A 21,784-nucleotide genomic window follows, 5' to 3' on the forward strand; every position below is an offset into this window, starting at 1 on the left:
GATCGTTAGATTTCAAAACTGATCAAAAAGCGGGAAATAAGGCCTCCTGTTATCGTTAGAATCTCGGCAGTATGGGGGGCATGATATGATGAAAAGTATGCTCATCAGGTTGAATAGCGAGAGTGTTGACCGATTAGCAATTCGACGTGCGAGTCAAAGTGAGAGGGTTAGCCAATGGCTCCCGCTCTTACTCCTGTGCCATTGCTTTAAAAGAGGCTTCTGCGGCTTCCAGGGTAGCAGCAATGTCTTCGTCCGTATGAGCGGTGGTCAGGAACCAGGCTTCATACTTGGATGGAGCCAGATTGATGCCGCGATTCAGCATATGGCGGAAGAAGGACGCGAAGCGTTCACCATCCGTGTCTTGTGCATGATCATAGTTCGTCACCGGATGGTTGCAGAAATGCGTGGAGAACGCACCACGAATCCGGTTGATCGTCAGATCAATGCCGTGTCGGTCAGCGGAAGCCTGCAAGCCAGCGGTCAGATCGATAGCGAGACGTTCCATTTCTTCATATACTCCAGTACCTTGCAACACTTCAAGGCAAGCGATACCCGCCGAGATGGAGGCTGGATTGCCTGCCATCGTTCCAGCCTGATAGGCCGGTCCGAGTGGGGCAACCTGCTCCATGACATGTTTACGGCCGCCATAAGCACCAATAGGCAAGCCGCCGCCTATGATTTTTCCAAGTGCGGTGAGGTCTGGTTCGATCTCCGCGTGATTGCTTAATCCGGTGTACGTCTGTGTGGAACCGTAGTGGAAGCGGAAGGCGGTAATAACCTCGTCATAAATAACGAGTGAACCGTTCGCGCGTGTCATCGCACAGAGGCCTTCCAGGAATCCCGGCTCTGGCATAACCATGCCGAAGTTACCGACGATCGGCTCCACCATAACGGCGGCTACATCGTCACCCCAGCGTTCGAGTGCATCCTTCAGACCATCAAGATCGTTATAAGGAACAGTAATGACTTCATGAGCGATACTGGTCGGGATACCGGCACTGTCGGGAATGCCAAGCGTAGACGGGCCTGAACCGGCAGCAACCAGCACCAGGTCGGAGTGACCGTGATAACATCCGGCAAATTTCACAATTTTATTCCGTTTCGTATATGCGCGTGCGACCCGAATAGTTGTCATCACGGCTTCCGTACCGGAGTTTACAAAGCGAACCTTGTCCATGGAAGGAATCGCTACTTTGAGCATTTTGGCAAGCTTGATCTCAAGCTCCGTCGGCGTACCATACAGGACGCCATTGGCAGCTGCTTCCGTAATGGCTTTCGTAATATGTGGGTGGGCATGTCCAGTCACAATCGGGCCGTAAGCCGCAAGATAATCGATATATTTGTTGTCGTCAACATCCCAGAAGTGAGCACCGTGCGCTTTTTTCATAAAAACGGGTGCCCCGCCGCCCACTGCTTTGAATGAGCGTGAAGGGCTGTTTACACCGCCTACAATATGCTCCAGGGCTTCTTTATATAACGACTCAGAGTTCGTACGTGTATTCATGGGACAACTTCCTTTCGTAATTCCAATAGTTTAAACCGGCAAAACAATGACATGCTATGATTATTTTCGCATACTTTGGCGTACAGGCATAGCGAAAGGGCAGCATGTCGGCTGCCCTTTTGAGAATGAATCGGATCATCGCTATGGTATAAACGGTATATTTTATAGTCACAGGCTGCAAGTATTGTTATCGAGTAACCGTGTATGGTAACTTTTACTGCTGCACTAATTGATGTTTTAGCCATCCAACTATTTACCAAGTTAGCTCAAAGCTATAAGCTCAAACCTATATCTCGGCCTAAAAGCACAAATACTGTTTTATATCGCTCGCTCAATTATTCTGCCGGTTGCTGTGTGTTTTTCTCTTCACCGCTAGCCGTTTTGTCTTCCTTGGCTTTTGGGTCTTCTGTCTGGGCTGGCGGGTGAATGATGTCCTGAACATGTTGTTTCAGTTTTTCTTCACTGGTTACAGACAAGACTTGTGCACCGCCTGGTGTACGTTCTTCTTTCAACAGGTTCATTGGTGGAACCTGCTCACTGCCATTCATGCTGCTTTGGTAACCAAGTCCACCGAGCTTCCACATGTCGGAAAGGGTAAGATTGGTATCCACAAACGGGCTAACTTCTTCCAAGATGGATGGCAGTTTGGCAATCGTTGTCGTGGATTGCATTTTTGCCGTCACGGCTTTGAGCAACTCCCGTTGACGTTCTGAACGTGCGAAGTCAGACATCGCATCATGACGGAAACGAACATACATCAAGGCTGTTTTGCCGTCGAGATGCTGGTAGCCTTTTTTCAGATCAATATCGTATTCATTGTTGTCGGCTTTACTTGTATAATGCATGTCCTTCTCTACATCAAAGTCCACACCGCCAACCGCATCGACCAGTTTGATGAATCCTTGGAAATCGGTATACACATAATATTGAACAGGGATACCRAGCAAGTCACTTGCAGCTTCCATGGCTACGTTCGGACCGTGGGTAATCGCTGTGTTAATCCGGTCTTTACCATATCCGTCGATCGTCACGTAAGTATCACGAAGGATTGAGAAGAGGTTGATTTTTTTGGTCAGCGGGTCAAGTGATACCACCATCATACTGTCGGAACGGGGAACTTCACCCTTTTTGAGACCGCGTGCATCGACACCCATAACCAGAATGTTCACAGTTTCCGTACCTTCCCATTTCGGAGGGTCAGGTGTGTTCACTTTCTCTACATTTTGAATATTGGCAAATGGCGAATCCTCGCCTTTTTTCTGCAATCCATCCAACTGATTAAGAATAGAACCAAAATAGTAGGCCGCTGCCCCTCCAACAATTAACACGAAGGCGGCAAGAGAGATCCATAGGGTCCTCTTCGTCTTTCTGGTCATGCTAGCGCTCCTTTGTATTTGAGATAAAAAATAAACGATTTCAGTACATGTAAAGTTGCGTTGAGTTTGTGTATAATTTGAAGCTTTCCGTTCGCCTTCCCTCCAAACCTGCACGGCAGAGGAGGCCACTTCAAACTATTTTTTAAAGCTTGCTGAATTTTGACTGTTACTATTATAATTTCTTTTTGGGCTACAAGCAATTTCAACAAAATCCAAGTGAGGTATAAACATGCTGGCGATTGATGTCAAAGATTTGCGAAAGTCGTTTAACGTCCAGAAAAGCCGCGGTGGGCTGAAGGGCGCGTTTCAGGATCTGTTCAAACGTCAATACCAGGAAGTATTGGCTGTGAATGATATTTCATTTCAGATACCGCAAGGTGAAATTTGCGGATATATTGGAGAGAACGGTGCCGGTAAATCAACAACGATTAAGATGTTGACCGGCATTTTGGTGCCTACATCCGGGCATTTATCGGTAGGTGGATATGTTCCGTATCAGGAACGGGAGAAGTTTGTCAAAAATATTGGTGTGGTGTTTGGACAACGTAGCCAGTTATGGTGGGATATCGGTGTCATTGAATCCTTCCATCTGCTTCGCAAAGTGTACCGTGTAGGAGAGCAGGACTTCCGCAAACGGCTGGACGAGCTAGTGGAGCGTTTGCAATTACAGGAACTGCTTAGCCGCCCAGTGCGCAAGCTCAGTCTCGGTCAGCGGATGCGCTGTGAACTGGTAGCAGCCTTGCTGCATAATCCAAGCATTGTGTTCTTGGATGAACCGACCATTGGCCTGGATATCGTGGTAAAGTCGGAAATCCGTGAATTCCTGAAAGACATGAATGAGCAACATGGTACAACCATTCTGCTCACGACACATGACTTGCAGGATATCGAAGCCTTGTGTTCACGAGTCATCATGTTGGATGCGGGAAGTATCATCTATGATGGAGGTCTGGATCACCTCAAGTCCCAGTGGGGCACGGAGCGCGAGGTTCGCTTCAAATTTGGTACAGGTCATACGATGACTCAGATGCAGGAATGGACAGCGGCGATGCCTGTGCGGTGGACCGTGGAGAATGAGTTGTCGGCTTCCGTATGGATTCCGCTGGAACTGAACGTTTCGGATGTTCTGGCACGTGTGGTAGGACAGGCCGATATTACGGATATTCAGATTATTGAGACAAATACGGACGAGATTGTGCGCAGTATCTATCAGTCCGGTTCTGCCGAGCGTCCAGAGATCGTGTCCGCAGGAAATGAAGCGGTAGGTGTATCCTGAGATGAATAGTGCATTTATTGATTTCATGCGCATTCGTTTTCTGACGATGCTTGCGTATCGGGTTAATTATTATTCCGGCATTTTGATATATACGCTGAATATCGGCGTGTATTACTTTACATGGCAAGCTATTTATGGAAGCAGTGGAGAGATCGGCGGTTTCACGGCAGCACAGATGACAACGTATGTTGCCGTCTCTTGGATGGCGCGTGCTTTTTATTTTAACAATCTGGATCGGGAGATCGCTGCTGATATTCGGGATGGCTCCATTGCGATTCAGTTTATCCGGCCGATTAACTATGTGATGGTCAAAATGATGCAGGGGCTAGGCGAAGGCATATTCCGTTTCTTACTGCTCATGATTCCAGGCATGATTATTGCCATCCTGCTGTTCCCAGTGGAACTTCCAACGGCGCCCTCGGCATGGATCGGTTTTCTCGTTATGTTGTTCTTCAGTTTCATCATTAATTCCCAGATTAATGTCATTACGGGACTGGCCGCGTTTTTTGTGGAAAATAACGAAGGCATGATGCGCATGAAACGTGTGGTCGTTGATCTGTTCTCGGGCCTGATCATTCCAATCAGTTTGTACCCGGACTGGTTGTCCACGATCATGAAGATGTTGCCGTTTCAGGCGATCACGTATCTGCCGGGCTCGGTCTTCACGGGCAGAGTGGAGGGTACAGGCATCTGGAATGTACTCGGGATTCAGGTGCTCTGGTTTGTCCTGCTGCTCATACCTATGGTGCTGATCTGGCGGCAGGCTCGCAAGCGTCTGTTCGTGCAAGGGGGATAAGCGAATGTACTATATGGGTTTAATCTGGGAATATCTGAAAAATTACATGAAGACACGCCTCACCTACCGCGCCGACTTCTGGGTAGAGATTATCTCCGATCTGCTGTTTCAGGCGACCAATCTGATCTTTATCTTTGTCGTATTCCGGCATACCGATAACCTTGGTGGCTGGAGTGAGGCGGAAGTATTATTTGTTTACGGGTACTTTATGGTGCCTTACGGCATTTTTAGCTGTTTTATCAACCTGTGGGGGTTCAGCGAGCGTTACATTGTCAAAGGTGAGATGGATCGCATTCTAACAAGACCGGCACACAACCTGTTTCAGATTCTGCTGGAAAATGTAGACCCGCCCTCTCTCGTAGGGTCGTTCATCGGGTTAATCATTATGATCTTCAGTGGTGCAGAGATGGGGCTTGTGCTGGAATGGTGGCACATCCCTGCATTGATTATATTGGCACTAAGTTCAGTGCTAATCTACGCGGGTATCTATACTACATTGACGTCCCTATCCTTTTACTCCGATGCGCCGACAGGTATTTTGCCGCTGATGTACAATATTCAAGGATATGGACGTTATCCGGTAACGATCTATAACAGAGCCATTCAGGTGCTTCTCACCTGGATTATCCCGTTCGCCTTTGTTGGCATCTATCCGGCAGCGCTGTTCCTTGAGCGAGCAGAGATGCATCGTATGGCTTTGCTCACTCCGGTCATGGGGCTGGTCTTTGCGACGATTGGCCTTACCCTGTGGAACTTCGGCGTGAAGCGCTATCGGGGAGCGGGGTCATGACCTGCTAAGAGATTATTTCATCACGTAACGTAAATTCCAGAGTTCTCAGAGAGTGAGCTGAAGGATTACTTCACGCAAATCTGAAGGATCACATAACTTGAATTCCAAGGAGGACATGAAAATGACTTTAACAGAAGGTGTACAAGTTCCCGATTTTGAACTGCCATCGAGCACGGGTGAGTCTGTGAAGCTGTCTGATTTTCGTGGCAAGCGTGTTCTGATTTATTTCTATCCGAAAGATATGACCTCGTCTTGCACCCAGCAAGCCTGTGATTTTCGGGATCGACATGAGGAGTTTCAGGGGCTGAATACGGTCATTCTGGGCATCAGCACTGATCCGATGAAGCAACATGACAAGTTTATTGCCAAATACGGACTGCCTTTCATCCTGTTATCGGATGAGGAGCACACGGTTGCCGAGCAGTTTGGCGCATGGCAATTGAAGAAGATGTATGGCAAGGAGTACATGGGTATCGTTCGTTCCACCTTTCTGCTGGATGAAGAGGGCAAACTGATCAAACAATGGACGAAGGTGCGTGTGAAGGGGCATATTGAAGAGGCGCTGGATACGGTAAAAGGGCTGTAATCGATTCTAACCCTCTGAAAATAAAATAAGCCCTGCATATAGCACATGCATGGTTAACAATAAACAGGCTACATCCATGGACACCCATTCCATGATGATGTAGCCTGTTTATTTTGGCGGAAGAGAACTTGCGTTATTACGTTGTTTAAATCGGTTTTTCATAAGATTAATCAGCAGCAGGAAGGCAGGAATAATAATGCTGACTGTAATGTCCCAATAGAACCAAGGGTAAATGATGCCGAGGGTATAGAAAAGAACATCAGGCGAAAGCGCAATAGCCAGGCCAAATAATAATAGCGTGGTCGGCAGGATGAGTGGCTGGTATGACTTGAGACGAAACAGCTGAGCAAGGCCTAAGATAAATCCAAACGTGTACAGCGAAGTCTTAAAATAAGTAGATACCAGCCAGGCGATGGCAGAGAGTGCTTCAATTCGTTGCAGGAAGCCACCGATGTTAATTTTCTGTGCGAGAATATATGATACATAGATATTGTGCTGTGTCAGTTCAGCCCCGAGCACCAGTAAGGAAATGAGAAGCGTGAGAGTCAACATGACGCCCCCAAGCAATGTGGCCAAGAACATATCCCGTTTTTTGTGGGCACCGTGAGTCACATAAGGGAAAATCATCGTAATAATGATGAGTTCCCCATATGGAGCTGTAGCACCTCGAATACTCGCGCTAATAAATGAAAAAACAGGCGTTTCCAAGAAAGGCTCGATATTGGATACCTTCGCTTGTGGAAGTAAACAAAGGAACAGAATCATTAAACTGATAATCACGACAGGTGCCAGAACCTCTGCGCTTCTAGCAAAAGTGCCCAATCCTTTGAGTATAGACCAGCCTAATGCGATGACAAATAGAAGTATAATTGCCCGAATCGGGGTGCGGAGATAAATCTGGGTTGTCATAAAATCTCCGACTTCACGTATGCATATGGCTGAACCGATGAGAAAGTAAAATAAGTATGCGGCAGCTAAAATGGCACCTATCCATTTTCCGAGTACTGCAGAGCAGATTTCAATGAGGGTGAGACCAGGATATGCTTGATTTAACTGGTAGAACAGCCACAAAATCCCCATGCCAATAAAATGGGATACTATGGTACAGATCCAGGCATCCTGTTTACCTGAATAGGTGATTAATGTGGGATAGATCAGCATCATATCCCCAATTAAACCCATGAAGGCAAGGACCGCAAACTGGCGTACAGTAAGCTTTTCCTTGATGAGCATGATCTGTCCCCCCTTGGCTAGTCGTTAAGTTTCGCTTTTTTTTTGAATGAAAACCTGGATTTAATCAGATGAATGATTAACAGCAGGACAGGTAAGACCAGACTAACCGTAAAATCCCACTCTAACCAATAGGGAATGACGGTTGTGTTAAAAAAGGGCATATTGGGTGAAATAAGGTTAGACAGCGCATATACAATCAGTACACTTGGCAGAATGAGAAATGGGTAGCTTTTGAGGCGAAAAAGCTCAGCGATACCAAGAATAAAAGCATACAGATAAACGGTAGCTTTAAAGTAGGTGGATATCAGCCAGGAAGAAGCCATCAGCACTTCAATCCTTTGGAAAAAATTAGCGATATTGATTTTTTGGGATAATACAAAAGAACCAAAGATCGTATGCTGTGTGAGAAAAAGCCCCATAACCAGCATAGAGATCGTTACGAGAATAGCCATAAGCAGATTGGCAAATCCGGCAGATATGAGAATATCACGGGTGCGATGGGTTTGCTGACTTACATAGGGAAGGATCATCAGAATGGGAAGGGATTCACCAACCGGGTATATAAAACCGATCACAATTCCATGTGTAAGCTGGTTGATGGTGGTGTCTGTGAATGGCACCAATTGGTTCAAATCTGCCTGAGGCAGCAAAAAGACGACCAGAATAAACATAAAAGCAGTAATGATGGGCACAAGTATTTCACTGCTTCGCCCGATGGTTTCCAGTCCGTTATACAGTGCCCAGCCGAGAGGGATTACAAAAATAAGAAGCACAACCCGAATGGGTGTATATAAAAAAATTTGGCTGGTCATGAAATCACCAACGACCCGTGATTGTGCTGCAGAGCTAAAAATAAAATACATCAGGTAGAACAGAGATAACACCGTACCTGGCCAAAATCCAAGGATTTTACGAAAAACACCAATTAAATTTTCATCGGGATACGTATCGGCAAGTTTGACGAAAAGATACATCAGCCCCATACCAAGAGGAACGCCGATAAAAGCATAAAGCCATGCGTTTTGTCCCGAATAGGTTGAGATAACCGAAGGGTAGATCATCATCATGTCACCGGCAATGATCAAGATGGTCAAGATGCTTAATTGCCTAACCCCAAGCCGCCCTTGCTCCAACATGTTGTCAACTCCCTCTGGCTAGCTCCCGGTAATATAAGCCAGCAATTGATTTACAGGCTTGTAGATCCAGATAATAATGTAGAGCGGGCTTGGAAATTCCCATAAATTTACCGCAACGACACCAAAAAAAGTACCTGTCAGCAACAAGCAGGAATAGACGGCAACTTCTTTCCACTCCTTGTTTTTCCACAACTTGGGTAAGTCGATCACCCCCATCAGGCACCCGATAACGACAACTGCAATCGATAGCAGCAAGCGCGCTCACTCCTTGGCTTTTTTAATAAATGAATTGTCAAGTGTGCCTATACGACGGATCTGCACCTTAGCTTCATATTTAATATCCAGATTTTGAAAGTATTTGTCCCAGTTCTGTTCTTCTCTCTTGTAAAGTTTAGGGTACTTATGGTAAATGTCTTGTCCAAAACCGAAAATATCAACTTTATATTTACTGCGTACCAAACTGACGGTGCCTTTCATGAGTTCCTTAATCCGATCCTCAGCCAACTGTTCCAATTGTTTGATGGCTTCCATCGATCCGATCTCCATCTCGCAGTCAACGGAACCGACGACCGAAACGATATTCGCTTTAACTGTAATCTGGGGTTCTCCTCCAACCATCTTAACCTTATGATCCGTAGAGGCGCGTAGCGTTTTAAGGGTCACATACCCCCCCTTGGGGCAGGTTACAGGGCCGATCGTTGATTTTACGTTGTCGCGAATGTAGTTGTACCCTTTGGAGTCATCCTCACTAAGCCAACCAATCAGCTTTTCTTTCTTGAAAACACTTAAACCGCTGAAATGAAGAACGCCCGGTGATTTGATACTCTCGATATTTTTGATTTCTCCGCTTATTTCGGGGTTTCCGACATGCTCAACTCCAGTGATAACCGGGGACATGCTGGGTGTAAGAATATATTGCATAAGCTTGTCACTGGTCACCGTTGTTGTTGGAGCCCAGCTTTTGGCAGAAATATCAAGGGCATTAAACAATTTTTCTGCTGGAAGATTATCCAGAGGCGTTAGCACGTTCAAAATCTTGGAGGCGGTGGTCTTTCGAGCCACCATAACATAGTAGTCCGGTCGAACATCGGGTTCTCTTAGAAGCGCTTCAATGACATCATAAATACCGTTTTTACGTGCAAATTCTTCTCCAAAAATCAACACCCGGATATGAGCCATGAAAATAACACGCGGGCTAGTCTCGGTAAGTTTCTGAATGGCTTCAAGCAACGTGTGGCCAGTGGCTTGATATTGGACCACGGGAGTCCCTTGACCACCTTGGCCTTTGGCAACCTCGCGGGGAACAACAACTTGGGCACTAACTTTGATCTTGTCTCCTTCTCGATCTACACCGAGACCAAGCATAATCCCGAGTTGATTCAGTTCCTGCCGATCCCAGCACCCGCTCAGTAACGGCAATATAACGATAAGGGACAGCATGACGCGTAAACATTTCATCATAACGGTTTCTCCTGCCTTCACTAACGCTTGGTTTTTTTGCTTTTCTGTCTCGTTACGTTCGAAGTGCCGGATGATAACGGGCGAGTTTTCATATGTGACCAGGGAACACGGAACAACGTGTCTTTCAGATCATTCTTAATAAAGGGTGCGAATGGAGACATGTACGATACTCCAAAGGAGCGCAAGCTGCATAGATGGGTTAGTGTAATGAGCAGAACGATCAGAATGCCATAGAACCCGAATGCCGCAGCCGCCGTCATGAGTATAAAACGCAAAATGCGAACCGAAATAGACAATCCGTTCTCTGGGATGACATAGCTGGAAATGGCCGTGATGGAAACGATGATAACCATCGCTGCCGAGACAACACCGGCCTCAACCGCGGCCTGCCCGATAACAAGTGTGCCTACAATGGATACCGCCTGTCCGACCGTTCTTGGAATTCGAATCCCCGCTTCTCGCAATATTTCGTAAGTCAGCTCCATCAGAACCGCTTCAATAAAGGCTGGGAAAGGCACACCTTCACGCTGGGCAGCCAAGCTGATCAACAAGGTAGTTGGCAGCATCTCCTGATGAAACGTTGAAATAGCGATATAAAAGGATGGAGCCAGCATGGCGATCAGAAATGATAAGTATCGCAGCATACGAACAAGGGAACTGATATCAGCACGCTGATAATAATCTTCAGGAGATTGAAAGAAGTGCATGAACAACGCAGGTACAAGCAGTACAAACGGTGTACCATCTATAATGATGGCAACTCGCCCTTCAAGCAGTGCGGCACATACCGTATCTGGACGTTCGCTATTGTAGACCGTCGGAAAGATTGTCGTGGTTTTGTCCTGAATCAGTTCCTCGATGTACCCACTTTCCAGAATACTGTCGATATCAATCTCATCCAGCCGTCTGCGGAGCTCATCAACAACATCTTCGTTGACCGTATGTTCGAGAAATACTATTGATACACGGGTTTTGGTGACACGTCCAATCTCACGCTCCTCGATCCAAAGCTGCGGGTCGCGAATCCGCTTGCGAATCAGTGCCGTATTCGTTCGCAAATTTTCTGTAAAACCTTCCATCGGACCACGTACAACGGTTTGAGAAACGGGTTCACCTACAGGACGGTCTTCCCAACCAGCAGCGCCGATTTTGAGTCCCCGAGTAGAGCCATCCAGCAGCAGAATGGCTTCACCGGCCAGCATCGCTTTCAACACATCGTCCATGTCATCAATAAACAGTACTTCACTAGCGGTAAGAACATCGTTTTGAAGATAACTGAGGTGTTCATCGTCAGCCGAGAAATCGGGCAGGTTGCGCTCTTGCATCAAGGGTTGTAGGACAGCCTGATTTATCACCTGTGTATCGACAAGCCCATCAATGTATAACAGCATGGAAGGCCATTTGTGCAGGCTCTGCAATGGACGAATCATCAAGTCATTGCTATTCCCCATCATTTTTTTGCAATAGGCAATATTCTCAGCCAGATCTGGATGAATGGCATGCGTTTCATGTGCAATTTGTGTATCTGTAGCCATCCATTTCTCCCCCTCACCCATCCTTTATTTTCAAGTAGTATGACCGGGAGTGTTTTAGTTTATGAAAAAAATATGAATGAAAGGATATTCGGTCTTCATATCCCAATAAAAGCAAACAAAAAGAAGCCGCATATTACGGCTTCTGTATTTTTAAAGGTTATATGGACGCATCATTAGTCCGCATTTTGTTTTTGACGCTGACGCACAGGAGGGCGCTTGCGACGGGAACGAGTGAGCAAGGCTTTACGGTAGCGATAGACGACGCCAGCGATCACAAACAATGCAACGAAGGCAAGAATGTATGCAGTGTATTGATGGGCTAGTGTGAATACCGCGCTCCATCCAGGACCGAACACTTTACCGATCCCAAGGAACAACACCACCCAGAATAAAGCACCAGAATAAGCGTACAAAGCAAACTTGCGAAACGGAATCGCAGCAATACCGGAGAAATAACCGGTGAAATGGCGGACACCGGGAATGAAGTATCCGATAAAAATAAGGCCATTGCCATATTTGGCAAACCACTTTTGCGTTTTATCCAGCTTGTCCGGTTTAAGCAAAAACCATTTTCCATATTTCGTGATAAAAGGCAGCCCGGCTTTGGCTCCGATGAAATACGTAATGGTCATGCCAATCGTTGTTCCAAGAAACGCCAGAATGATGAGTGTACCGAAATCAAGCTGTCCTCTGTAGGACAAGTAACCCGCATAAGCCATCGTCGTTTCGCCTGGGAAGGGAAGTGCAATAAACTCCAGCAGCAGGCCGAAGAACAATACACTATATCCGTAAGACCCGAATAACTCCTGGACCTTCTGAAGTAATTCCAATAGGTTCACACTCCTGGTGATTTCATATGAATCAGGCTTTATGCAGCTGCATGCCCGTTCATATTCATTATTTTCTAATGCTACCGAATTGCTGCTCAAGAATCAATGACTCTATATTAAAGCCAGCCATAAATGTTGCAAAATAATAGATGAAATCACGTCTTTTTTGTGAGCCGCCTCCATATAATTCTAACAAATCTGCTGAAGTCTATCAGCAAATTCAATAGAGTGCTGGAGGTCGATTTACAAATGACGCAGGGATCACACGAAATGATGCAACGAAATGGGCAGCTTGCAGAGCAGCAAACTTTATCTCATTCCTGTGGGAGAATACGGTTTTGGCAACGTCTGTCAATATGGTTTTCGCTTACTGCGTTACTGCTTACAGGTGTGCTTGGAGCAGGTGCTCCGTCTGCTGAAGCGGCGGTGCAAAACAAAAAAACAGACAAAGTTGTCTACTTGAGCTTTGACGATGGGCCAGGCAAACATACGCCCGCAGTATTGGATATTTTACGTGATGCGAAGGTTCCGGCTACTTTTTTTGTACTGGGAGAACATGCGGAACGTATGCCAGGCTTGATCAAGCGAATTGCTAGTGAAGGACATGTTATCGGCAATCATACATATAACCATGAATATAAAGAACTATACCGGGATTTTGAAACATTCTGGCAGCAGATTAAACGCACGGAAGAGATCATTCATAACATTGCAGGCATTCGTCCTGCGCTTGTCAGAGCGCCTGGTGGAACATACGGACATTTTGACCATACTTATTTTGACTTGTTAAAAAAGGCAGGCTACGCCGTTATGGACTGGAACGTAGATAGCGGTGACTCCAAACGAAGAAATGTGCCCGCGAGCGAAATTGTCGCCCATGCGACAGATGTGCCTGCCGAAACGACTTCTGCCATCGTGCTGATGCATGATGGAGGTGCACATGCGGAGACAGTTAAAGCACTGCCGGATATCATTCGGTACTATAAACAGGAAGGGTATCGGTTTGAAGTGATGCAACCAACAGACAAACCTGTGCAATTCCAGGTCAAGCCTGTAGTGAAATATAAAACTCGTCAGTCCCCGGCCTCGAGCTGGGTTGCTAAACACGTGAACCAAAACGCGGAGCAATGGATTACAGCCAAACCGCTCAAGATTGAGCTAGGATATAGGACACTTGAGCTCAACCCAGACGAATATCGGATCAAAGACCAGACATTGCTCGTTCCACTACGTAGTTACATGAACAAGTTGGAAGGAAACATAAGCTGGGACCAAACCACGGGTACCGCCACCACCTGGTGGAAAGACAGGATTGTTAAGATCAACCCGACCACAGGTACATTAACGTCCAAACGATTACATGATCAAAAGGGGAGAACGGTGCAAGCGACTATAGAGAGCCGTGAGGGAACAATTTGGGTGTCTGTAGGTGATTTGATGCAGCAACTCGGAGCGAAACAATATACGTTTCAATCCAAGGACAGTGAGTGGGTACTTACCGTAGAACCGCCTTGGACGTCTATGGAGCATGGACATTTTTATAGCATGATTTGAAAGAAACGGCGGATCATCTGACTATTCTCTCTACTTCCGGGCAACAATGAATCATAGATTACGATAATCAGGATTCATAGGTAAGGAAGGAGAGTGTAGTCTAATGACCAGAGTGAGAATAGAGCATGATCATGCTACTGAGCTGTTGAAGAGACTTAGCCATCGAATTGCTGATGTGATTATCGGCAAGAAACAGGAAATTCAATATATTATTGCTGCTATGCTCAGTGAAGGACATATTCTGCTGGAGGATGTACCGGGTACGGGGAAAACGATGCTGATCCGCACGGTAGCTTGCTCGTTAAGTTGTACGATGGGGCGCATTCAATGTACACCGGATGTGATGCCGGCCGATGTGACTGGTGTATCGATCTATCATACGGCTACAGGGGAGTTCAGATTCAGACCGGGGCCGCTGATGAACCATATCGTGCTTGCGGACGAAATTAACCGGGCTTCTCCCCGGACACAGTCTTCGTTATTAGAAGCGATGGAGGAACGCAGTGTGACTGTGGATGGCACAACCCACATGTTGCCCAAACCGTTTCTGCTGCTTGCAACGCAGAATCCTTTGCAATTTGAAGGAACCTATCGTTTGCCGGAAGCACAGTTGGATCGCTTTATGATGCGTATTACGCTCGGATATCCTGAGCCGGAACAGGAAGTAGAATTGCTTTCCCGGGAACGTAGCAAGGATATGCTGGAGGATATGCGTCCTATTATTCTGGCTGAGGAAGTTGTTGCCATGCAGCGAGAAGTAAGACAGGTGCATGTGGACGCCGTGATCAAACAATATCTTGTGGCTGTCGCTGTGGCAACGAGAAATCATGAAGCTGTGAGACTGGGTATCAGTCCCCGAGGAACGTTGGCCTGGATGACGGCCGTGCAGGCGTATGCCTATTTGCAAGGGCGTAGCTATGTTGTGCCGGATGATGTGCAATCACTTGCTGTACCCGTGCTCTCTCACCGAATTCAGCTGAAGTCGATGAACAGGGCGGACGGGAGTTCAATACAGGAGCAGGTGATCCGTGAAGTGTTGTCGTCAGTCCCTGTACCTGTGCAGATGAGCGGGCAGGGAAGGGGACGGCGGGCATGAGAGGGCTTGGCGGGAGCATAGCTCAAGTGTTGATGGCTGTTCTTCTGGGTTGCTTCTATGTCTGGCATGGCGGAAAGTCAGCCTTGTTTCTGGCAGTTGTATCCGTGCTAATCGTAATACACGGAATACTTCTGCGTGTGTTTGGTCCATCTCATATTCATATACACAGGCATATACGGCAAGGTCAGATAGAGGCAGGAGAAAGGTTGCGTGTTCGGATTGAACTACAGATCAGGTGTCCGCTTCCACTATTGTGGCTCGTGGTATGTGACAACACTCCGGGTGGTGTACATCGCAAATTGCTCTTTCCAGGCTTAAAAAGACGATGGTCTTATCAGTATGAGATAACAGGTCTTGCGCGAGGAGTGCATGCATGGGAGGACGGCCGAGTATACTGGGGAGATGTTTTTGGGTGGAATAAAGCCTACACACAGATAAAAGGTGAGGAGCCCGTTGTGGTAGTGCCTGCTGCCGACGATGCGGTCATATCAATCCGGCCAGAAGTTTGGACAGACCATGGCGAAGGCCTTGGGGCACAGTATCAGTTGCAGGGAATACCCGGCGTAGAAGTCCGTGAATACCAGCAGGGGGATTCGATTAATCGGATTCATTGGAAAAGCACAGCTCGAACCGGGAAGTTGCACACCTTGATTCCTGAAATGCAGCAGCACTCCTCATTGGCAATTATGGTATACGAAGAATATTCAGGATATGCGAGTAATGGTACTGAAAATCAGACTCAGGAATCATTCGAACGCGCAGTGCATGGTGCGGCTAGCTGGGTTCGTGAGGCAGCAGGCGCACAAATGCCTTGTCAGCTTTGGTTGAGCGGAGATAGGCTGGCAATGAAATCGGAAATTCCTTTCGATGGAGTGTTATGGAATGAAGTGCGGAAGAAACACAGGGATGATACTGGTGAAAGTCAGAGAATACAGGGTAACCCTGATGAAGGACTGGCCTATGCATTAAAACGGCTAGCCTATACCCAATTAAATCAAGAGCGGGTATCAGATGGAGAATCGCTGGATGTTGGCAGACTGCAGCATCTCCCTTATGGCTCAAGTATATTGGTCTTCACCGGGCAGTTGGATGAGCGTTTGGTTACATGGCTCGAATACGCGTCCGGACTTGGTTTCCAGGCTGTCGTACATTTAACGGAGACTGTTGTAACACCGAATGGAAAGGCCGGAAATGGAGTGTACTTGTCCTCCCAATCATGGAAGGATGATCAGGCTCGAGGAAAGAAAGAGGGACATCTGGGAGACAAAACAAACGGTCAGTTAAAGGGTGCAACGAGCAGAAAGGGAAGTGCTCGAACATCGGCTGGATCGCATTCGTCAGTAGTGCAGGCGAATCGTTCGCAAGAGTGGACTGAACGTCTTGTATCTAAAGGTGTGGCAGTTGTAAGTCAGGAGTATGTTGCGAGCGTTGGAACTATACCTGGCGGAAAGGCGGGGATTGTTGATGTGGGGGCATAAGATGGAACAGCAGCCCGAATCTGCAGTCTCCGCTGGACAGATGACGGAAACACATGGGTCCGGATCAGAATTGAAGCTGTCATTATCTTTGTACAGGAATCTACCTGCTCCTGCGCTGTATTTATGGCTTATCACGGCGGGGCTGCTCGTATTGTGCATGGAATGGATCTATCCTGTGACTTCGGATGGCCAAGTTGGCAGTGAGCGATTTGCTGCTGTTATGGTGGGTTATTCAGCCGTTCTACTATCCACTGGCTTGCTGCGTACCGGCTTGGTTGCAGGCATCGTGCTACGAATCCCTATGATCTATGCTGCTTTATGTGTAATGTATGGGGCCGGTCATCCCATTGAATGGGGCCTATCCTATCCTGGCATGCTCAATGTGGATCTGGGAGAATGGATCGACAAAGGGCGTTTTCGTGTGATGAGCAGGGAAACGAGAGGTCTGTTCATGCTATGCGGCTGGAGCATGCTGCTGGCATCGGTGCAATATTTGGTGTTGCTTCGCCGCAGTATTTCTCTGTTTGGCACGGGAACATTAGTATATCTGATTTTGCTGGAGAGTCTGGTGGGATATGATGCTTATGGCTCCGTGGTGCGTTCGGTATGCTGGCTGCTGTGCATTCAGGGCATGCTGTATCTTCTTCGTCTTTCTGAAGGAACAGCTCATGAGAGCAACGAGCAGGATCGAGGGAGGACACATTACGAAGGTCCAGACCGAAGTATAACTCAGGTGAAGAACCAAAATGTAGATCAAAGTAAAATTCATGGCATAGACCAAGATGCAAATCCAAGTATAAACCAAGGAACAAACCAAGGTGTAGGTTCAGGGGGAAACCAAAAGACGACACGACGCGAAAAGCATAGCTTCCATCGGATACGGAGTAAGGTTTATTTGCTTTGGATGGTCGCATCCATAGGCACAGCAGTAAGTTTGGTGTTGATTTCAACACTTCCTGCCAGGTTGAGTTCTGTGTCACCTGCCGGACAATTCTCTGTCATGGATACGGTCGAACGTTTGGCTAGATGGGCAGGATATACGCCTTCAGGCAGTGTACCTGCTTCCCTGAGTGTGACGGGATATAGTACGGTTGATGCGCCTATGGGAGCACCCCTGGTGCAGGGGAATGAACCTGTATTTGTGGCAAAAACTCCTGTCTCCACGTATTGGCGCGGGGAAACCCGTTCTTATTACAACGGCAGTACCTGGAGTGATGCAGAGCAGCGCTTCCGTTATGCGGATCCATCCGATTTACTGCGTTCCGATGGATGGGAAGAGAATCCGTACTGGCAGCGTGTCCGTCAGAYCATCACGATGGAACGGGAATGGCGAGGGCCCAATCCACTGTTTACCGGAGGGTTGCCGGTAAGTTTGTCTTTTCAGGACGGAAATTCAGTTAATCAAAAACATGAAAAGCGGCTGCTGTCCAGTGAAGAAACGGGCACATTATGGCTTGCGGGGGGAAGGGACAAGAATGACTTTGTCCAGCATTATACTGTAGATGTGATGGTGCCAGATGTGACAACAGAGCAGCTTCGGCAGAGTGTGGGTAGGGATGGCAAGAACGTTTCGAGAGATGGCGAGCAGAGTCTGGGTGCGGGCGAACAGAATCCTGCCGTGGGGGACAATCCAGTCGATCCGGCCTCTGTTCGTAGAAAGGATTTGCAGCTCCCGGATACACTTCCGCAGCGGGTAAGAGATCTTGCTGCCGAGATCATCGGCCCCAGTGCAACGCGGTACGATGCTGTACAGGCTGTAAGCAGTTATCTGAAAGCCAATGCCCGGTACTCGCTGGATACCCGGATGCCGCCGCGCGGTACAGATTTTGTGGATGATTTTCTGTTTGTGACCCGGGCGGGGTACTGTAATCATTTTTCTACCGCCATGGTTGTGCTACTGCGTGCGGAGGGTATACCGGCACGCTGGGTGAAAGGTTACGCCCCGGGACAGGCAGACTCGCAAGTCCCAGGGCGTGTTGTTGTCACCCAGGGCGACGCTCATTCCTGGGTGGAGGTCTATTTTCCCGGCGTGGGCTGGATACCATTTGAAGCTACGCCGGGGTTTGATTCGGCGCAGGCCGCGGATGCCAGTGCCGCCGGGATCGCCGAGGCGCAGCCTGGCGACGGAGCTCCGCTGCCGGATGCGGGCAGCGGGCTGGATCGTGCGGGCGCGTGGCTGGCCGCGCACGCACGTGCCCTTGTCGCGGCGCCGTTGCCCGCCGCGACAGCACTTGCGGCAGCGGCGCTGCTGTGCGCCGCTGCATGGGCCTGCGCGCGGCGGCTTCGCCCCGCGCTGCGGCTTGGGCTGCTGCTGGCGTGGCCGCGCAGCAGCTTCCCGGACCGAGAGCGGCTGCTGCAGGCTGCCGCTCCGGTCTGGCACGCGCTTGCGCGCCGGTACGGCCCGCGGCCGCCGGGCATGACGCTGCGGGAATACGCAGCGTCACCCGCCGTGTCCGCGGGCACGGACGGCGCGGACATCGCGCATTTTGCAGCCGACTGGGAGCGGCTGCTGTACGGGCCAGACCGTCCGCTACGCGCGGACAGTCTCGATTTCTTGCGCCGGGCGCTTCGCCTTGCCCGGCGTACCCCAAGACGCCAGCGCTAATTCCTGACCCGTCTCGTTTGCCGAAGGGTAAACGAGACTTTTTAATTTACACCACTACTCTCTATTGAGATGCAACGGAGCGACTTTTAGGGAGAGGATGTGTGTCAATCTAAGCTAACTTCTCTGTAAGGTGTATGTAGATTTGAAATTTGTACTACAGTAGATCCTACTCACTCCATAGTAGTAATTCGCCTATTCCCCTCCAGCTTAAATCGTTTGCAGTCAGCATATGAGGTTGGTCTACTCCTGCTTCTTATATTTTTCCCACGAGCAAATGATTTTCCAATTCCCAAACTTCGTGCGGCCCAAATTAGACTTCACAATTTCTAACGATCACCAGCGACGTTATTTACTCCTTTTTTGCCATTTTTTAATTCTAACGATCACCAGAAACCTTATTTACTTGAAATGACGTGGTTTTCGCTGGATTTTGGAAGTTTTAGTCCAAATAGCGCTTCTGAGGATCGTTAGAATTTCAAACACGGCTTAGTATGCGAAATAAGGTCCGGTGTGATCGTTAGCGTGTTGAGATGCTTTAAGCGCCGCCTCTTGGCACATTTGCTTTGCAACTTTAATGCCAAATCACAACTTCCCTTGATAATGATAACTTTACGATGGCTTTTATTCTGCACATCTGGCGGATGAGATCGGTTCTTTTATCCAATTATAAGAGTACACATGAGGCGGAGCATATGTGCATGAAGTATTGAACAAAATTTCATCCTGTAGACTCGCCTTTAGGGGATGGTATCAAATGTCGCTTTATGTCACATCTTCCCGTTACTTGCCTGAAAAATGGAGTTTCGTCTTTCCTTGACGGTAGGTTTTGTCGTTGCGTATAATTAGTTTCATTGAATTGAGGGAGGCACGGTAATGAATAAGCAAAATGAAATTGTGGTTGTCCTTGACTTCGGGGGCCAATACAACCAGTTAATCGCCAGAAGAATCCGGGATCTTGGCGTATACAGCGAGCTTTTGCCGTATAACACACCAGCGGAGAAAATTGCTGAAATTGCGCCAAAAGGTATCGTATTCTCCGGTGGGCCATCCAGCGTATATGCTGAGAATGCACCACACGTAGATCCGGGTGTCTATGATCTTGGACTTCCCATCTTCGGAATCTGTTATGGCATGCAGTTGATGGCTCAACAGCTTGAAGGTAAAGTCGAGCGTTCCGAGAAGCGTGAGTACGGTAAAGCTGATCTGGCGTTTGCCGCAGATGCTGTACTTGCAAAAGGCATCGAAGGTGAGCATACCGTATGGATGAGTCACGGTGATCATGTTGTCACATTGCCTCCGGGCTTCAAACTGGATGCAGGTACGGAAAGTGCGCCAATCGCAGCGATGAGTAACGACGAGCGCAAATTGTATGCAGTTCAATTCCACCCGGAAGTGCGTCACTCTGTTCGTGGTAATGACATGATTCGCAACTTCTTGTTCGAAATCTGCGGCTGCGAAGGCAACTGGACGATGGAAACATTCATCGATGATACGATCAAAGATATTCGTGAAAAAGTGGGCGACGGCAAAGTGCTGTGTGCACTCAGCGGTGGCGTAGATTCTTCTGTTGTAGCAGCTTTGCTGCACAAAGCCATTGGCGATCAACTGACGTGTATGTTTATCGACCACGGTCTGTTGCGTAAAGGTGAAGCAGAGAGCGTAATGGAGACGTTTGTTGGCAAATTCGATATGAAGGTTGTCAAAATCGATGCACAAGAACGTTTCATGTCCAAGCTCGCTGGTGTGGATGATCCCGAGCAAAAGCGTAAAATTATCGGTAACGAGTTTATTTACGTATTTGATGAAGAGTCCAAGCAGTTTGATGATTTCGCATTTTTGGCACAAGGTACACTGTACACGGACATCGTAGAGAGTGGTACAGCTACAGCACAGACGATCAAATCCCACCACAATGTGGGCGGTCTGCCGGAAGATATGAACTTCAAGCTGATCGAACCGTTGAACACACTGTTCAAGGACGAAGTGCGTAAAGTAGGCACGGAATGCGGCCTGCCGGATGAAATCGTACACCGTCAGCCTTTCCCTGGTCCGGGTCTTGCGATCCGTGTACTTGGCGAAGTGACGGAAGAGAAGCTGAAAATCGTTCGTGATTCCGACTACATCCTGCGTGAAGAAATCATTAAAGCCGGTCTGGATCGCGAAATCTGGCAATACTTCACTGCCCTGCCTAACATGAAGAGTGTTGGTGTTATGGGTGATGCACGTACGTATTCCTACACGGTAGGTATTCGTGCAGTAACATCCATCGACGGTATGACGGCCGACTGGGCACGTATCCCTTGGGATGTACTGGAGAAAATTTCCGTACGTATCGTTAACGAAGTGGATAACGTAAACCGTATCGTTTACGATGTAACTTCCAAACCACCTGCAACGATCGAGTGGGAATAGGTCGTTAACTATTCACATTGTTAATCGATTTGGAACCTTGATACAATAAGGTCTGTGGCACTAACTGCGTTGGCAGTGCGGTCACACCTGGAACAATAACTTTTTTTAAAAACTCC

Annotated in this window: 17 protein-coding genes; 9 read left to right on the forward strand and 8 right to left on the reverse strand. The window is 47.9% G+C overall.

Annotated features, from left to right (window positions below; all coding sequences use genetic code 11):
* Nucleotides 1-187: 187 nt before the first annotated feature.
* Both AB4Z30_RS24525 and AB4Z30_RS24530 read right to left on the reverse strand, forming a co-directional pair.
* A complete protein-coding gene (locus AB4Z30_RS24525) occupies nt 188-1,504 on the reverse strand; it encodes a glutamate-1-semialdehyde 2,1-aminomutase (RefSeq protein WP_441930050.1) in 1,317 nt (438 codons plus the stop codon).
* 335 nt (nt 1,505-1,839) lie between these two features.
* Entirely contained in the window at nt 1,840-2,880 is a 1,041-nt protein-coding gene (locus tag AB4Z30_RS24530; protein WP_441930051.1) for an LCP family protein, read from the reverse strand.
* Nucleotides 2,881-3,109: 229 nt separating this feature from the next.
* Here AB4Z30_RS24530 and AB4Z30_RS24535 point away from each other — a divergent pair, with 229 nt between their 5' ends.
* The 4 genes from AB4Z30_RS24535 to bcp all read left to right on the forward strand — a co-directional run bounded on the left by AB4Z30_RS24535 (nt 3,110) and on the right by bcp (nt 6,328).
* Complete coding sequence (locus tag AB4Z30_RS24535; protein ID WP_441930052.1) at nt 3,110-4,156, forward strand: ABC transporter ATP-binding protein; 1,047 nt, start codon at nt 3,110-3,112, stop codon at nt 4,154-4,156.
* 1 nt (nt 4,157) lies between these two features.
* Nucleotides 4,158-4,952 (forward strand): ABC transporter permease, encoded by a 795-nt coding sequence (locus AB4Z30_RS24540; RefSeq protein ID WP_441930053.1) that lies wholly within the window; start codon nt 4,158-4,160, stop codon nt 4,950-4,952.
* A 4-nt stretch (nt 4,953-4,956) separates the two neighbouring features.
* A complete protein-coding gene (locus AB4Z30_RS24545; protein ID WP_090924536.1) occupies nt 4,957-5,742 on the forward strand; it encodes an ABC transporter permease in 786 nt (261 codons plus the stop codon).
* Nucleotides 5,743-5,857: 115 nt separating this feature from the next.
* Entirely contained in the window at nt 5,858-6,328 is a 471-nt protein-coding gene (gene bcp / locus AB4Z30_RS24550; RefSeq protein WP_441930054.1) for a thioredoxin-dependent thiol peroxidase, read from the forward strand.
* Nucleotides 6,329-6,436: 108 nt separating this feature from the next.
* Here bcp and AB4Z30_RS24555 read toward each other — a convergent pair whose 3' ends face one another.
* From AB4Z30_RS24555 to AB4Z30_RS24580, 6 genes are all read right to left on the reverse strand, one after another.
* Nucleotides 6,437-7,561: a GerAB/ArcD/ProY family transporter gene (locus AB4Z30_RS24555; RefSeq protein ID WP_441930056.1), complete on the reverse strand. Its 1,125-nt coding sequence runs from the start codon at nt 7,559-7,561 to the stop codon at nt 6,437-6,439.
* Between the two features lie 17 nt (nt 7,562-7,578).
* On the reverse strand, nt 7,579-8,697 hold the full coding sequence (locus AB4Z30_RS24560) for a GerAB/ArcD/ProY family transporter (RefSeq protein ID WP_441930057.1): 1,119 nt from the start codon (nt 8,695-8,697) through the stop codon (nt 7,579-7,581).
* An 18-nt stretch (nt 8,698-8,715) separates the two neighbouring features.
* A complete protein-coding gene (locus AB4Z30_RS24565) occupies nt 8,716-8,952 on the reverse strand; it encodes a hypothetical protein (protein ID WP_441930058.1) in 237 nt (78 codons plus the stop codon).
* A 6-nt stretch (nt 8,953-8,958) separates the two neighbouring features.
* Nucleotides 8,959-10,158: a Ger(x)C family spore germination protein gene (locus AB4Z30_RS24570; RefSeq protein WP_441930059.1), complete on the reverse strand. Its 1,200-nt coding sequence runs from the start codon at nt 10,156-10,158 to the stop codon at nt 8,959-8,961.
* Between the two features lie 20 nt (nt 10,159-10,178).
* Nucleotides 10,179-11,693 (reverse strand): spore germination protein, encoded by a 1,515-nt coding sequence (locus AB4Z30_RS24575; protein WP_441930060.1) that lies wholly within the window; start codon nt 11,691-11,693, stop codon nt 10,179-10,181.
* Nucleotides 11,694-11,866: 173 nt separating this feature from the next.
* Nucleotides 11,867-12,523 carry a DedA family protein gene (locus AB4Z30_RS24580; protein WP_441930061.1) on the reverse strand — a complete coding sequence of 219 codons (657 nt, stop codon included), beginning with the start codon at nt 12,521-12,523 and terminating at the stop codon, nt 11,867-11,869.
* Between the two features lie 249 nt (nt 12,524-12,772).
* On the opposite strand from AB4Z30_RS24580, the gene AB4Z30_RS24585 reads away from it, so the two are divergent.
* The 5 genes from AB4Z30_RS24585 to guaA all read left to right on the forward strand — a co-directional run bounded on the left by AB4Z30_RS24585 (nt 12,773) and on the right by guaA (nt 21,668).
* Nucleotides 12,773-14,077: a polysaccharide deacetylase family protein gene (locus AB4Z30_RS24585; RefSeq protein ID WP_441930062.1), complete on the forward strand. Its 1,305-nt coding sequence runs from the start codon at nt 12,773-12,775 to the stop codon at nt 14,075-14,077.
* A gap of 103 nt (nt 14,078-14,180) precedes the next feature.
* Nucleotides 14,181-15,173: an AAA family ATPase gene (locus AB4Z30_RS24590; protein WP_441930063.1), complete on the forward strand. Its 993-nt coding sequence runs from the start codon at nt 14,181-14,183 to the stop codon at nt 15,171-15,173.
* Nucleotides 15,170-16,651 (forward strand): DUF58 domain-containing protein, encoded by a 1,482-nt coding sequence (locus AB4Z30_RS24595; protein WP_441930064.1) that lies wholly within the window; start codon nt 15,170-15,172, stop codon nt 16,649-16,651. The genes AB4Z30_RS24590 and AB4Z30_RS24595 overlap by 4 nt, the downstream gene beginning before the upstream one ends.
* Before the next feature lies 1 nt (nt 16,652).
* Nucleotides 16,653-19,256: a DUF4129 domain-containing transglutaminase family protein gene (locus AB4Z30_RS24600; RefSeq protein WP_441930065.1), complete on the forward strand. Its 2,604-nt coding sequence runs from the start codon at nt 16,653-16,655 to the stop codon at nt 19,254-19,256.
* An 873-nt stretch (nt 19,257-20,129) separates the two neighbouring features.
* Complete coding sequence (gene guaA, locus AB4Z30_RS24605) at nt 20,130-21,668, forward strand: glutamine-hydrolyzing GMP synthase (protein WP_441930066.1); 1,539 nt, start codon at nt 20,130-20,132, stop codon at nt 21,666-21,668.
* Nucleotides 21,669-21,784 lie beyond the last annotated feature (116 nt).

Source organism: Paenibacillus sp. 2TAF8 (genome assembly GCF_052114825.1).
Taxonomy (GTDB): Bacteria; Bacillota; Bacilli; order Paenibacillales; family Paenibacillaceae; genus Paenibacillus.

Excerpts from the sequence above, each read along its gene's own strand:
- AB4Z30_RS24525 (WP_441930050.1), bottom strand. The coding sequence starts at position 1,504 with ATGAATACACGTACGAACTCTGAGTCGTTATATAAAGAAGCCCTGGAG.
- AB4Z30_RS24535 (WP_441930052.1), top strand. The coding sequence starts at position 3,110 with ATGCTGGCGATTGATGTCAAAGATTTGCGAAAGTCGTTTAACGTCCAG.
- AB4Z30_RS24540 (WP_441930053.1), top strand. The coding sequence starts at position 4,158 with ATGAATAGTGCATTTATTGATTTCATGCGCATTCGTTTTCTGACGATG.
- AB4Z30_RS24545 (WP_090924536.1), top strand. The coding sequence starts at position 4,957 with ATGTACTATATGGGTTTAATCTGGGAATATCTGAAAAATTACATGAAG.
- bcp (WP_441930054.1), top strand. The coding sequence starts at position 5,858 with ATGAAAATGACTTTAACAGAAGGTGTACAAGTTCCCGATTTTGAACTG.
- AB4Z30_RS24555 (WP_441930056.1), bottom strand. The coding sequence starts at position 7,561 with ATGCTCATCAAGGAAAAGCTTACTGTACGCCAGTTTGCGGTCCTTGCC.
- AB4Z30_RS24560 (WP_441930057.1), bottom strand. The coding sequence starts at position 8,697 with ATGTTGGAGCAAGGGCGGCTTGGGGTTAGGCAATTAAGCATCTTGACC.
- AB4Z30_RS24570 (WP_441930059.1), bottom strand. The coding sequence starts at position 10,158 with ATGATGAAATGTTTACGCGTCATGCTGTCCCTTATCGTTATATTGCCG.
- AB4Z30_RS24575 (WP_441930060.1), bottom strand. The coding sequence starts at position 11,693 with ATGGCTACAGATACACAAATTGCACATGAAACGCATGCCATTCATCCA.
- AB4Z30_RS24585 (WP_441930062.1), top strand. The coding sequence starts at position 12,773 with ATGACGCAGGGATCACACGAAATGATGCAACGAAATGGGCAGCTTGCA.
- AB4Z30_RS24590 (WP_441930063.1), top strand. The coding sequence starts at position 14,181 with ATGACCAGAGTGAGAATAGAGCATGATCATGCTACTGAGCTGTTGAAG.
- AB4Z30_RS24595 (WP_441930064.1), top strand. The coding sequence starts at position 15,170 with ATGAGAGGGCTTGGCGGGAGCATAGCTCAAGTGTTGATGGCTGTTCTT.
- guaA (WP_441930066.1), top strand. The coding sequence starts at position 20,130 with ATGAATAAGCAAAATGAAATTGTGGTTGTCCTTGACTTCGGGGGCCAA.